This is a genomic window from Bacillus sp. JNUCC-22 (genome assembly GCF_018861275.1).
Lineage (GTDB): Bacteria > Bacillota > Bacilli > Bacillales > Bacillaceae > Bacillus > Bacillus velezensis.
The window spans coordinates 816,197-829,468 of the sequence record NZ_CP076408.1 but is presented as its reverse complement, the minus strand read 5'-3'; the positions used below and the strand labels follow the sequence as shown (position 1 = coordinate 829,468).

10 protein-coding genes are annotated in these 13,272 nt (G+C 47.4%); all 10 read right to left on the bottom strand.

Annotated elements, in window-relative coordinates; all coding sequences use genetic code 11:
• Positions 1–31: 31 nt before the first annotated feature.
• Entirely contained in the window at positions 32–979 is a 948-nt protein-coding gene (gene cyoE / locus JNUCC22_RS04180) for a heme o synthase (RefSeq protein WP_108654882.1), read from the bottom strand.
• Between the two features lie 365 nt (positions 980–1,344).
• Positions 1,345–2,202 (bottom strand): catechol 2,3-dioxygenase, encoded by an 858-nt coding sequence (locus JNUCC22_RS04175; protein ID WP_150941078.1) that lies wholly within the window; start codon positions 2,200–2,202, stop codon positions 1,345–1,347.
• Between the two features lie 16 nt (positions 2,203–2,218).
• Complete coding sequence (locus JNUCC22_RS04170; protein ID WP_012117101.1) at positions 2,219–2,623, bottom strand: DoxX family oxidoreductase CatD; 405 nt, start codon at positions 2,621–2,623, stop codon at positions 2,219–2,221.
• 167 nt (positions 2,624–2,790) lie between these two features.
• A complete protein-coding gene (locus JNUCC22_RS04165) occupies positions 2,791–4,608 on the bottom strand; it encodes an ABC transporter ATP-binding protein (RefSeq protein WP_063095979.1) in 1,818 nt (605 codons plus the stop codon).
• Positions 4,589–6,322, bottom strand: coding sequence for an ABC transporter ATP-binding protein (locus tag JNUCC22_RS04160; protein ID WP_108654885.1), 1,734 nt, complete (start codon positions 6,320–6,322; stop codon positions 4,589–4,591). The genes JNUCC22_RS04165 and JNUCC22_RS04160 overlap by 20 nt, the downstream gene beginning before the upstream one ends.
• 295 nt (positions 6,323–6,617) lie before the next feature.
• A complete protein-coding gene (locus JNUCC22_RS04155; protein WP_012117098.1) occupies positions 6,618–8,945 on the bottom strand; it encodes a peptidase G2 autoproteolytic cleavage domain-containing protein in 2,328 nt (775 codons plus the stop codon).
• Positions 8,946–9,132: 187 nt separating this feature from the next.
• The gene (locus JNUCC22_RS04150) at positions 9,133–10,719 is read right to left on the bottom strand and encodes an alpha-glucoside-specific PTS transporter subunit IIBC (protein WP_108654886.1); all 1,587 of its coding nucleotides are present in this window, start codon (positions 10,717–10,719) and stop codon (positions 9,133–9,135) included.
• Positions 10,720–10,735: 16 nt separating this feature from the next.
• Complete coding sequence (locus JNUCC22_RS04145) at positions 10,736–11,497, bottom strand: MurR/RpiR family transcriptional regulator (RefSeq protein WP_007408530.1); 762 nt, start codon at positions 11,495–11,497, stop codon at positions 10,736–10,738.
• A 68-nt stretch (positions 11,498–11,565) separates the two neighbouring features.
• The gene (glvA, locus tag JNUCC22_RS04140; RefSeq protein WP_007610111.1) at positions 11,566–12,915 is read right to left on the bottom strand and encodes a maltose-6'-phosphate glucosidase; all 1,350 of its coding nucleotides are present in this window, start codon (positions 12,913–12,915) and stop codon (positions 11,566–11,568) included.
• Between the two features lie 170 nt (positions 12,916–13,085).
• On the bottom strand, positions 13,086–13,268 hold the full coding sequence (locus JNUCC22_RS04135; protein WP_003155535.1) for an H-type small acid-soluble spore protein: 183 nt from the start codon (positions 13,266–13,268) through the stop codon (positions 13,086–13,088).
• Positions 13,269–13,272: the final 4 nt, after the last annotated feature.

Here is a 13,272-nt window from a genome sequence, read left to right as displayed (position 1 = left end):
CGGGGCGGCTCTGTATCTGCAAGCCGCCTGTTTACGTTCTGAGAACCGCATTGATAAACGAATCAGCCATTAAAATAAGAAAAAGCAGACTGAAATACACAATCGAATAAAAAAACATCCCCTTCGACCATTGCGTGTCATCCGCCGCCTGAAAGCCTTTGACGCTCCGGTACAGCCAGATGGCCCCGAGCAGGAGAGCGGACGCGGTATAAAACGGGCTGACGTCTATATAAAGAGGAACGAGCAGCGAAACCGCAGTCAGAACGGCAATATAGCGCAGCATTTTTATTTTTGTGGCGCGGTTGCCTTTTATGATCGGCAAAAGCGGAATGCCGGCGGCACGATACTCTTCCTTTCGCCTGATTCCGATCGCCCAGAAATGCGGCGGCTGCCACAAAAACATAATCGCGTATAACAAAATCGCGGGCATATCAATGTACCCGGTCAGCGCGCAATAACCGATTAAAGGCGGAGCCGCCCCGGGAAAGCTGCCGACAAATGTGCTCCAGACGGATTGTCTTTTAAACCAAAGCGTATAAACGACGGCATACAGCAAAAATGCAAGCAAGCCAAGAACGGCGGTCAGTACATTAAGCGAAGCAAGCATGATGAATCCGCATGCGCCGAGACATGTGCCGTACAGGATCATGACCGGCGGCGGTATTCTCCCCGTGACGCTGGCGCGGGTGCGGGTTCGCGCCATCTTTGCGTCCATGCCGCGGTCAAAAAAGTTATTAAAAACAGTGCTTGATGCCATGACCAACGCCGTTCCGATCATAGCAACCGCCATGGCGGCAAATATACCGGGCCCTCCGCCCGTCCTTTCCGACTGAAGCCATGCGATCCAAAATCCGCCCAATGCGGCGAGTGAATTTGAGATGATAATCCCCGGTTTGGCAAGAATGATAAAGTCCTTGACCGTCACCCGGTTTCCGTTATGCTTCATAGACTGTTCCGTCTGTGCTGCATTTGAGTTCATTTGTTCAGGTTCTCCTTTTTCGGCTTATCATATCAGGAAGAATCAGGAAGAACAATTTATTTTGGGTATTTTTCACACAATTGTAAATTGTGTATAAAAAGCCGCATCTTGTGACCGGATGCGGCTTTTGCCTTTTTCTATTCAAAGTCTGCCCATACAGCTTTTTCAATCCGGCGGATGCTCTGAGCTTGGGCCGGCGATGACGGGCTCCACGCGTCATTTTGAGCCTCACTGAGATGTTCGCTCTCTTCAGTCACACAAAAGCCGTGTGTATATTGCAAATCGACGTTCTTCTTTCCCGAACCTTCCCAAGAAAACTTCAGAAAAATAAAAAACCTTGCCGGTTAGACGGCAAGGTTTGTTTCTTACAGTGTAAATGCGATATCCGCCCCTGATACAGGGTCTTTGACGAATACGCCCTCTTCTTTTTCTTCGATCTCAAAGCCGGCATCGGTCAGCGCTTTTGTCACACGTGACAGCTCTTCTTGATGCGGCAGCGCGATGGTGTAATAATCCAGCCCGCTTGCGTTTCCCGGTTTCGGCGGCGCATGTTTTCCGGCCCATATATTCAGACCGATGTGATGGTGATACCCTCCCGCCGAAACAAACAGAGCGGACATGCCCGCGTAATTGCCGACAATGTCAAAACCGAGGATATCGGTGTAAAACGCTTTGGCTTCCTGTAAATCCGTCACATGAAGATGGATGTGACCGATTACGGTTCCTTCTGGGAGACGGCTTTTCCGTTCAGCTCCGGCTTCTTCCAAAAGCCCGTCCACATCGACGGGCGCCGTTTGCATGACATATTTGCCCTCTGCATCCCGGCGCCACGTGCTGCGGGGACGATCGGCGTATATTTCAATACCGTTGCCGTCCGGATCAGACAGGTAAAGAGCCTCACTGACCGCGTGATCCCCCTGACCGAGCGCGATGCCGTTTTCAATCAGCCTGGCCAATGCGATGCCGAGTTCTTTCCGGTCAGGCAGAAGTATCGCGAAATGGTAAAGGCCGGTGACAGACCGCTCCGGCAGAACGACGGCGCTTGGGTTTTCTTCAAGCACCAGCAGGACGCGTTTTCCGTCTGCTGACAGTCTTGCTGAACGATCTGTCTGCGAGATGACTTGAAGGCCGATTACATTCCGGTAAAAGCCGAGCGAGCGTTCCATATTTTTAATGGTCAATTTGACATAACCGATTGCCGTATCTTGATGAATGCCGGTCATTTGAACGCCTTCTTTCTTATGCTGAAAAAGTTTCTCCCTTTTTTGATTTGAAAAGGAGCTGATCCAATGAAAGCAGACGGCTTCCTGAAAGCGCTAAGTGAATTGACGCAACCAGTAAGATGAAATCAAATTCCGATCCGCCCATAAATGGTGAGGAAAGCTTCGCCGTGAAGATGGCGCCGACTAATGTGACGGCAAACAGAACGCCGATAATGCGCGTTGCCAAACCGAAAAAGATCAGAACCCCGCCGACAAGCTCAATCGTCGCGATGACATAGACCATAAAGGCCGGAATCCCGATGCTCTGGAAAAATTGCGCAGTTCCTTCCAACCCTTGAAACTTGGATAAACCGTGAACAAAAAAGATAATACCTGTTACAACCCTTAAAAGCAGTGTTCCTGTTTCGAATGATTTATTCATAAAATCCTCCTTGAAAATTATTATCACTTACTTTATGTAAGCTAGTATATATACATAACTTATTTACGTCAAGTAATTTTGTTACATTTAACGAAAATAACTTAAAAGTACTATTTGCCTTCGCGAAAAAAAGACCTCCGCACTCTGTCGGAGGTCTTTTTCCCTATCTATGATTCCCGGAACTGGCTTTCATATAATTCCCGGTAAAACCCGTTCTGGCTGAGAAGTTCGGCATGGGTTCCTTTTTCAGCCATTTCGCCGTCTTTCAGCACAAGAATCTGATCGGCTTTTTGAATCGTGTTCAGCCTGTGAGCGATGATGACGCTTGTTCTGCCCGTCATTAAACGGCCGAGCGCTTCTTGTATTTTCACTTCGGTCACTGTATCAATGTTGCTCGTCGCTTCATCCAAAATGAGCAGCACCGGGTCCGCCAGCACAGCTCTCGCGATGGAAATGAGCTGTTTTTGTCCTTGGCTGATGCCCGCGCCGTTTTGGGTAAGGACGGTATCGTAGCCTTTCGGGAGCCGTTCGATGAATCCGTGGGCATTGGCGGCTTTTGCGGCTGCCTCCACCTCTTTGTCAGAAGCATCCAGACGGCCGTAACGAATATTTTCCCTGATGGTGCCCTGAAAGAGAAAGGAATCCTGCAGGACAAACCCCATGTTTTTTCTCAGACTGGATCTCGTCAGTTTTTTGATATCCGTTCCGTCAATGAGGATTTTTCCGTTATTCGGCTCGTAAAAACGGGCGATCAGGCTCGTAACGGTTGTTTTACCCGCTCCGGTCGGTCCGACGAAGGCGATTGACTGTCCTTTCGGAACGCTGAAGGACAGGTGTTTTAAGATCAGGCTGTCTTCCTGATAGCCGAAGGAGACATCTCGGAATTCAATCTCTCCCGTTTTGATCGGCTGGTACAGCGCATGCTCTTCATCTTCCCGCTCCTCTTTTTCATCAAGCACGTCAAACACCCGTTCAGCCCCGGCGATGGCCGATAACATCGTATTGAACTGATTAGCTAAATCATTTAAAGGGCGCGTGAACTGCCGCGAATATTCGGCGAATACGACGATGGAACCGATCGAGATCCACCCCTTCAGCGCAAACAGCCCGCCGACCGCCGCTATAATCGTAAAGCTTAAATTGTTTAAAGAGTTCATTACTTTCGGAATGAATCCCGAAATCGTCTGCGCCCAAAACCCCGATGATTGTAACGCCGCGTTTTTTTCTAAAAATTGTTCCATGACGCGGTCTTCCCTCGAATAGGCTTTAATGACCTTCGCCCCTGATATCGACTCTTCAATAAAACCGTTCAGCTCGCCGAGGTTTTTCTGCTGCTGCTTAAACAGCAACCCCGTCCGGTTGGTGATCCATTTAATGCTCAAAAGCATGATCGGAATAATCAAAAGCGTGATCAATGTTAAAAGCGGACTCATGTACAGCATGACGGAGATTGTGCCGACGAATGTAATGACGCTCGACAGCACTTGAATGACGGATGTATTTAAAGTGGAGCTGACATTTTCGATATCATTGGTGACCCGGCTCATTAAGTCCCCGAGCCGCTGTTTATCAAAAAACGGAATCGGCAGCTCATGCAGATGGGTAAACAGCTCGCTCCGCATTTTAAACACGGTGCTTTGCGAGATATTGATCATCCAATAGTTTTGAAACCATAAGGACAATGATTGCACGAGGTAAATCCCAAACAGGATGAACAGCACCCCCGCCAATCCGTCTGTCGTCTGTCCGACGATAAAATGATCAATCGCTTTCCCGATGACGAACGGTCCGAGCAGGCCGAATATGGCGCTTATGACTACCATGATGATCACAAGGGTTAAAAGCCCTTTTTTCTCGGCTACATAAGACCAGATTCTGCGCAGCGTGCCTTTTGTATCTTTTGCTTTCGCGCGTTTTCTGCCGCCTTCATTCGATTTGAGCGGTATTTTCGGATATCGGAAAGGTTTACGAATGTCTTTTTGCATTGTCAGCTCCCTCCTTTCCGAATTGTGATTCATAAATCTGCCGGTACAGATGAGACTGTGCCATCAGCTCTTTGTGCGTGCCTTTGGCCAGCAGTTCGCCGTCTTCAAGCAATAAGATGGTGTCAGCCTTCATCGCAGTCGTTATTTTCTGCGTAATAATCAGTGTCGTGCATTCATAGGATCTGATCGCTTGTAAAAGCTTCGCTTCCGTTTGAAGATCAAGCGCGCTCGTACTGTCATCTAACAGCAGGAGGGACGGCTTTCTGATAAAAGCGCGCGCGATGGAAATCCGCTGCTTCTGCCCGCCTGACAAATTGACGCCCCGCTGTCCCAGCACCGTGTCGTATCCGTTTGACAGCTTCATAATCGTGTCATGGATTTGCGCGTCTTTGGCCGCTTCCATTACTTCATCTAGTGAAGCATCCTCCCGCCCCCAGGCGATATTTTCACGGATGGTGCCCGAAAACAGAAGCACTTCCTGCGGAACATAGCCGATTTCCCTGCGCAGCCCGCAAGCGGAGAATTCACCGATCGGTTTGCCATCTATGAAAATACTGCCCGAATCAGCCGTGTACAGGCGCGGAATCAGCTGAAAAAGCGTTGATTTTCCTGAACCTGTCGCGCCCATAATGGCAACCGTTTCTTTCGGGCTGGCTGAAAAGGACACGTGATGCAGTGCGTCTTTTTCCATGCCCGGATAGCGGAAGGACACTTCGCGAAACTCAATCCCGCCTGCAAGCGCCCGTGCCGGGTCCTGCCCCGTTCCCTCGCCGCCTTCTGTTTCCAGCACCTCGCCGATTCTTTCTCCGGAAGCCTTCGCCCGGGAAAATACCATGATGAGAAAAGGAAGGACGGACAGCGCGCCTGTAATCCGCGTCGCATAGTTAATGACGGAAACGACATCGCCGACCTGCACTCCGCCCTGAGCAATGCTTTTGGCGCCGAACCATAAGATAAACAAAATGCAAATGTTCATCAGCAGCATTAAAATCGGCATCGCCGCTTCCACGAGACGAAACGCGGAGACCGTTTTTTCCATCAGCTTCGTATTCGATTTCAAAAAACGTTTCACTTCGTGGTTTGCACGGAGGAGCGCTTTAATCAGTTTGATCGCCGTCAGGTTTTCCTGCATGATCGTGTTGACCTGATCAAGCCGCTTTTGCACGGACCGAAACAGCGCGCCGCCTCTTTTCAGCACCCACAGCAAAAACAAAAGCAAAATCGGGACCGTGATCAGCAGAAAAAATCCGAGTTTCGCATTGACGGTCAGCGAGAGAATAATGCCGCCCGCGATCATTAACGGCGCACGAAGCATAAACCGGAGACTCATGAAAAGCATATTTTGGACCTGTGTCACATCGTTTGTCAGCCGTGTGATAAACGATGTAGATGAGAATTGCGCAAACGTCGAATAAGAGAAGGATTGAATTTTTTGAAAAAGCCCTTTTCGCGTATCATACGCATAGCTCTGGCTGATGTGGGCGGAGTAGAATGAATTTAAAATTCCCGATGCGAATGAAACAGCGGTCAGTCCGATCATCACGCCGCCCCACAGCCAAACCGTTCCGAGATCCTGCTTTAAAATTCCTTCGTCAATGATTTTCCCGATCAGCAGGGGCTGTAGCAGCTCTACCGCAAGCTCGATGAGCATGAAAAACAGAGCGATTCCCGCCAAAAGAGAATACGGTTTTACATATGATAAAGCCTTTGACATGTGTAAGCCTCCAAATCCTTTGTTCAATATGTATGTATATTTATTTTATTTGTTTGTCTTAAATGAATAAAGGATTAACCCTTGAACCTGCACTTTTATTATGTACTTTGTGTAAAAAAAACGGAAATATCATTGAGGATAAAAATTGTGGGAATGAGGCGTGCAGATATATGGAGACTGTCTTATCTTTTCTTTTTACCAGCTCCTGAACCGGAGCCTTTTATTTTAAAATGACTAGCGGAGCCTTTAAAAGACGTCCGCTAGTCAGATGATCATTCATACCGTGTCATTTCATTTAACGAATAAAAACGAGAGCGACCCCGAATCCTTTATCAGCATCAAACTCATTGATCACTTTCATGACCTGCCAGCGCTGGTTTGGAGCATCAGATTTTGTTGCAATCCCATTATGAGCGTGAATAAAATCTCCCGCTTTCACAGTCTCATCGCATCTGACATATACCTGGCCGATGAGTCCGACAATGTTCCACTCGTCTCTCTCTTCTCTTGAAGCGTAGTCTTCTTCAGGCCGAAAGTCCGGATTTTCCTTTGGCGCCATGACCGTATGGCCATTCGCATCTTTCTGTTCTTCATAAACATAGCCGCCAAATTCATTCTTTACGTATCGTCCCGACCAGTGAAAACTCGACTCACCAAGAATCACTCCGGCGGTCTCGGAAATGACCCCAAGCATGAGGTCACCTTTTTCAGCCGGTCTGATCTTATCACCTTCAAGTGTGACAAGTGTTCCCGTCGGAATCTTTTCCCCTCTCAGGCTTTCAAAATACTCGGCGTAGTCAGAGAATGTCGAGGAACCTGTTACGCCTCCCGTAGCCTTAATTGTTCCTTCTTTTGCGTGAAGCTCAATCTTTCTGTTGGCTGATGACGGAGTGCTGCCGGCACCCCAGCCAAGTGCTACAGAATCTGAATTCGGATTAATTGTATTGTACGAAGAAAGCACTGAAGATTGAGCCGCTCCGGTTGCTCTTCCCCGAACAGAACCAGCCACAAAATTATTATTGCCTGTAGCGTGAGATTCACGGGAGCCAATGACCCCGCTTCCTTTATGTTTGAATAAGAAATAAGGAGTGACTGCTCCTCCAATGTTAAAGTCAGTTTCATAACCTGAAAAATCACAATTGGATACATTAAGATCTGGATCTGAGGAATAAATTCCAACTGTCCCGCTATTATTTTTTGGAGATCTCTGTCCCCAAACATTACTAACAACAGACTCGTACATTCCGCTGCCAAATGCAACTCCTTTTTTTCCGGAGTCAATCAAGGTGACACCATCCACCATTACTTTTCCTACTGAGTTATCCCCGCCGACAATATATAAATCATTGTCTGCAGTCTTAAATCCGCGAATGGTTATATTCTTTAAGCTAATTAAGCGTCCTTTATAAAATACGCTGACTACCGAATTACCCTTATAATCAATTGAACTATCATCACAAACAGCATGGAAATTCACAACACTCACACCATCATATCCGGAGATTTGCAACGCGTTTGGACCCGCCCCTTTGTAAAGATCATTCGGCTTAGGGTTATATGCGATACAATTCGCAAGCTGCACATCATGGGCTGTCGCTGACTGAGGATCGCTTGCTGTGTGGTGACCGATATGGCGAATGCTATATCCAATGGCATTTTCGTATGCGCGACAGTTAACAAGCTGTACTCTCTTCGCAGCCGGTGCATAACCGTGTGCCTTAATCTCAAAGCCTCGGACTCCTCCAATTGAGATACAACTATCAATCATTACGTCTTGAGAGCCGTCATCAATTTCAAAACAGTTCGTGTTAGAAGTTCCATCGTTTAGCCCCATTGGATGATAAGAGAGGCAATGACTGAAAGTCGTGTGTTTCCCAAAGTGACAAGTAAAGTTATCATCCCCGGACCCTGTTGCTTCACAATGTGAAAACGTTACAAAGTTACAGCCGTTGGGCTGATAATAAGTTGGATCATCTTTTTCTCCATGTCTGTTATAGTTCGGGCTTGTAGAATCAAAGCCGTGCAGGCCGGCGTTCTTCGCAAACACATGCTCGACAAAAGAATAGTCAACATTCGCAAAAAGCAAACAGCTTGAAGTGGGGCCTTTCGGAATCTTCCAGCCGGAAGGACGCGTATCCTTGTTCCAATCCAAAGTGAGATGGCCGACGTAAATATTTTCATTACCGTTCGTATAATCACTGTTGGTCAGAACAGAATGGCCGACCGGTGTTTCGTCTAATAATTTAATGACCGTTCTTTTCTTGCCTGCTCCGACAAGCATTGTATTTGACGGAACAAACAATCCCGATGTTCTGAATACACCCGCGGGAACTGTTACGACATAACCTCCGTCGGCCATGGCATCATGAAATGCCTGCGTATCATCCGTTACGCCGTCTCCTTTAGCTCCAAAATCCATAACGTTCCGCTCTGTCACATGTTCAAATCTGTTTTCATACATGTTAAGTCTTTCGTTTAAATTTTCATAAGTTGACGTGCCATTGCTAAGCGCAGCACCGATTTTGCTGTCAATCGCTTCAAAGTTTTGAGCAATGCTTTCAACTTCAATCCCTTCGGCTTTATCGGGTTTGTAAAGTCCTAAGAAAGTCGTATAGTTTGTCATTGCCTTGCCTCCTATTTGTTAATTGCTATTTAAAATACCGCAGAAGTCATTTCGTTTTTTGCACCCCCTCATTTTCACTCCTGCATGTACAGGTGGCAAAGGTATGACAAATTCATACATTTTTTCAAAACATAAAAAGAGCGCCGGATTAACAAGCGCTCTGCACATAGTCTGCTGCTGCAGTATTTTAACCGTTCAATATTTTCTCGACACGCTCCCGCATTTGCGGAACGCCTAATCCGACAATGACCTGAAGCGCCCTGCCTTTTCTGACGACGCCGTGGGCTCCCAGCTCTCTGAAATCGGCGTCACTTTTGACCTTTGATTCATCAGCGACAGTGACGCGGAGACGGGTGGCGCAGTTGGTGACCTCCGTAATATTGTCCTTTCCGCCCAGCGCTTCAATATACAAAGCGGCTGTATCCCGCTGTGTTTCGTCTGCCGCCGCTGTTTCTTTTGAAGCCTGCTTCCGTTCTCTGTACTCCTTTTTCGAATAGAGCTTTGTTTCCTGCCCTTCCTCTTTTTCTCTGCCCGGTGTGGCGATGTTGAATTTGAGAATGAGGAAACGGAAGACGAAAAAGTAAACAGCGGTAAAACACAACCCGATAATGATCTGGTATACATACGTCAAGCCGTGGCTTGACGCCAGCGGGATCCAGTTCAAGGTCGCAGCTTCGATCAAACCGCCTCCCATATTTCCGACGACGCCGGCCATATACATGACGGTTGCCATGGAAGCGGCAAGCAAAGCATGAACCGCAAATAAAAACGGCGAGATAAAAAGGAATGTAAATTCAATCGGCTCTGTAATTCCCGCTACAATGGACGTCAAGGTGACCGGGATCAAAAGGCCGGCGACGATTTTTTTCTTTTCCTTTGAAGCCGTGGCGTAAAAAGCGAGCGCGATTCCCGGAATGCCGAAGATTTTCGAGTTGCCGTGAAGCGCGAAGCCCCCCTGCGGGAACAATTCTTTCAGCGGTTTGACGCTTTGAGAGTATTCCCCGAGATGCTGGGCCCAATAGGTGACGATACCGCCTTCAGCCACAGCCGGACCGTAAACAAACGGCGAGTAAATAAAATGATGCAGGCCGGTCGGAATTAAAATCCGCTCCAGGAACGTGTAAATCCACACGCCGATCGCCCCGGAAGAAACGAGAAAACTTTGCAGCGAGCCGATTCCGGACTGAACCATCGGCCATACGTATGCCACCGCAAGTGAAATCGGTATCATTATGAAGAAAGAAATGATAACGATGTATGAAGATCCTTGAAAAATCCCCAGAAAATCCGGCAGTTTTTTATCAAAATAACGATTGTGCAAATACACGACAATAGATGAAATAAAGATGGCGCCGATAATATTCGTATCAAGCGTTTTGATGCCGGCGATCATCGTCAGCCCGCTCGTTCCGCCGGCTTCCTGATTCATATCGACGTGAAAAGCCCCGCCCCAAACCGTCAGAATCGCATTGATAAAGTAATTGAATGTCAGATAAACTGTAAGCGCTTCCAAACAGGCCCGCGCCTGCGCTTTTTTCGCTAAGGCGACAGGTATGCCGATCGCAAACAGGAGCGGCATTTGATTAAAGACGGTCCAGCCGCCTTGTTCAATGACGTACCAGCATTGATACCAAAGCCCGTCAGGATCAGCCAGCGGCCCCATCAGCGTTTTATTTTTAAACAGCGTGCTCAGACCGACAATAATACCGGAAAATGCAAATAATAAAACAGGCACAAACATCGCGCTGCCGAAGCGCTGGACTTTTTGCATCATTTCACGTGACCTCCCGCTATTTATCAAAATTTTCGAGCTCTTTATAATCAACATATGCACGGAATAACGCTTCGCCCACCAGAAAAAACGGGGCAAATGCGACGATTTCCGTTTTATCGCTTAACGTCACCGGCTTGCTGGTCGCATAAAGATTATACGGCGTCGTTTGCGCCAGTACGTTGTTTTTCAGATTGGTGATTGAAATAAACGGAACTCCCTTTGCGGACAGGGTCCTTACCTGCGGAATTAATTCGGGTGTTTCGCCTGATAAAGAAATAATGATGAATACGTCATCAACCTTAAAATCATCACACATGATATCAAACTCTGTGATGTCCTGAATTAAAATCAAATACTTCCGCCGGGATACAAACATCCGCTGCAGCTCACGGGCGCACACCCTCTGAGCCGTCCCCGATCCGTAAACGAAAATCCGTTTTGCTTCATCTATCAGCCGGCACATCTCCGTCATATCTTTTGACTTCACATATTTTACATTGGCTTCAATATCATCCAGCAGCTTTTCAAACGTCATATTCTCGCCCTCTTCAGGCTGATCCTCCCATTTCAGAAAAACCCGGAATTCACTGTAGCCGCTGAAGCCCAGCTTTTGGGCGAGCCGCAGGATGGAAGACCGAGAGACATTGCAGGCTTTCGCCATATCATTGATACCGAGATGGTAGCACGTATGTTTATGATTCAATATATATTTTAAAATATAAAAATCGTTGTCATTTAATTTCGCGTAATGCTGATTAACCAGTTCTTCAAGACTCATCCCAAAAATCCCCCCGTTTTCTTTCTATTATATAGAATAACAGATAAAGAAAACGGGGAAGATTGTCATCAGGAAATAGGAGACGGACTCACATCAAGCTCAGGCCAGTAGTCCTTATTAGCCTCCATCAGATCTTCAAGAATCAGTCTTGCCACACGGGCATTCGGCACTGTTTTTGACAGGATCAGCGCCTGCCACAGCTTTTGAAATGACCGCTCTTCCCACGCTTCAGCCGTCAGTTTTTCGACAGACACCTGCTGTTCCATCAGGCCTTTTTGAAATTGCGGTATGTTCCCGACTGAGAGCGGTTCCGGTCCGTTTGAGCCTACGAGACAAGGAATCTCAACCATGGCTGATGGATCAAAGTTTGCGATCGCGCCGTTATTTTCAACGATTAACAGCATTCTCTCCCCTGTGTTGTAAGCGATGGCCCGGGCAAGGTCGACGATATAGGAAGCATGATCATCAATTTTAATTTCACTGTTCTCCGACGATTGTTCGCGCGTAATCATATCGCATTGGCTGAAAATGAAAGCTTCCCGCCCTTCCATGACTTCGTTGGCTCTCGTATGGTTCGGGTTTGATTTTTTCACCATATCATCCGGGAATAAGTAATATTGCAGATATGTGTTCGGAAGCGTATCCGGATCAGCCGCCTGTACGTCGCGCGCTTTTTTGAATGTGTCATTCCAGCTTGCTTCAGTCTGTTCGGCCTCCGTCTTCGGAACGTAGCCATATTCACGGACATGCTCTTTCAGCTTCGGCATTAAATCATTGCCATGCCGGTCTGTGATGGACGTCCACCAGCCAAAGTGGTTCAAGCCGTAGTAACGGACGTTCATTTCTTTCCGTGAAGATAATCCGAGGATGTTCGCCATGCGATCCTCAATTCCGACCGGCATGTCGCAGATGTTCAATATTTTTGAATTCGGTCTGAGGCGCCGTGTAGCTTCGGCCACAATCGCCGCCGGATTGGAGTAATTCAGCATCCATGCGTCGGGCGAGTACGTTTCCATATAATCAAGAATCTCCAGAACACCGCCGATAGAGCGCATGCCGTATGCAATTCCGCCCGGCCCGCATGTTTCCTGGCCGACCACGCCGTACTTCAGCGGGATTTGTTCATCGAGCGCGCGCATCGCATATTTTCCGACGCGGATATGCGCCATGACGAAGTCAACATCCGTAAAAGCCGTCTCTGGGTCATCAGTCGCCAGAAATTCAATGTCCGGCGCTTTTTCTTTTATAAATACCTCACACGCACCCGCAATCCGCTCCTGCCTTTCTTTATCATTGTCATAAAGTTTCAGCTTTCTGATCGGAAACTCTTCCAGGTGATTCAAAAGCATTAATACAATTCCGGGGGTAAATGTGCTGCCGCCGCCTGCAATAACGATTGAGAATGATTTGTCTGTCATGTGAAGCCCTCCTCTGATAACGTTTACATTTTATTTATATCATGAGAAGGTCCGATCTGTACCGGGTTTGGAGGAGTTAGATCATTTAATCATTTTTAGTTATTTTTCTCAAAAAGCGGGAAAGTTCCCACAGGTACGAAAAAGGCCTGCTGTCATCAGCAGACCCATTCTCAAAAATGCTCTTGTAAATCAGAAAGCAGCACTTCCTGCTCAAATTGCGGATTTCCGATCGGAAAAATTCTGGCTGTTTCCTTGTCTTCGTTGACATGCTGAATATAAATCGGAACTCCTTCGTACGTCACATACGCCATGGCGGCGGATTCTGAAATGTCTTTCGCACGCTGTGTATTCACGTCT

Excerpts from the sequence above, each read along its gene's own strand:
- JNUCC22_RS04145 (WP_007408530.1), bottom strand. The coding sequence starts at position 11,497 with ATGAGTCTTGAAGAACTGGTTAATCAGCATTACGCGAAATTAAATGAC.
- JNUCC22_RS04170 (WP_012117101.1), bottom strand. The coding sequence starts at position 2,623 with ATGAATAAATCATTCGAAACAGGAACACTGCTTTTAAGGGTTGTAACA.
- JNUCC22_RS04150 (WP_108654886.1), bottom strand. The coding sequence starts at position 10,719 with ATGATGCAAAAAGTCCAGCGCTTCGGCAGCGCGATGTTTGTGCCTGTT.
- JNUCC22_RS04175 (WP_150941078.1), bottom strand. The coding sequence starts at position 2,202 with ATGACCGGCATTCATCAAGATACGGCAATCGGTTATGTCAAATTGACC.
- JNUCC22_RS04160 (WP_108654885.1), bottom strand. The coding sequence starts at position 6,322 with ATGTCAAAGGCTTTATCATATGTAAAACCGTATTCTCTTTTGGCGGGA.
- JNUCC22_RS04155 (WP_012117098.1), bottom strand. The coding sequence starts at position 8,945 with ATGACAAACTATACGACTTTCTTAGGACTTTACAAACCCGATAAAGCC.
- JNUCC22_RS04165 (WP_063095979.1), bottom strand. The coding sequence starts at position 4,608 with ATGCAAAAAGACATTCGTAAACCTTTCCGATATCCGAAAATACCGCTC.
- glvA (WP_007610111.1), bottom strand. The coding sequence starts at position 12,915 with ATGACAGACAAATCATTCTCAATCGTTATTGCAGGCGGCGGCAGCACA.
- cyoE (WP_108654882.1), bottom strand. The coding sequence starts at position 979 with ATGAACTCAAATGCAGCACAGACGGAACAGTCTATGAAGCATAACGGA.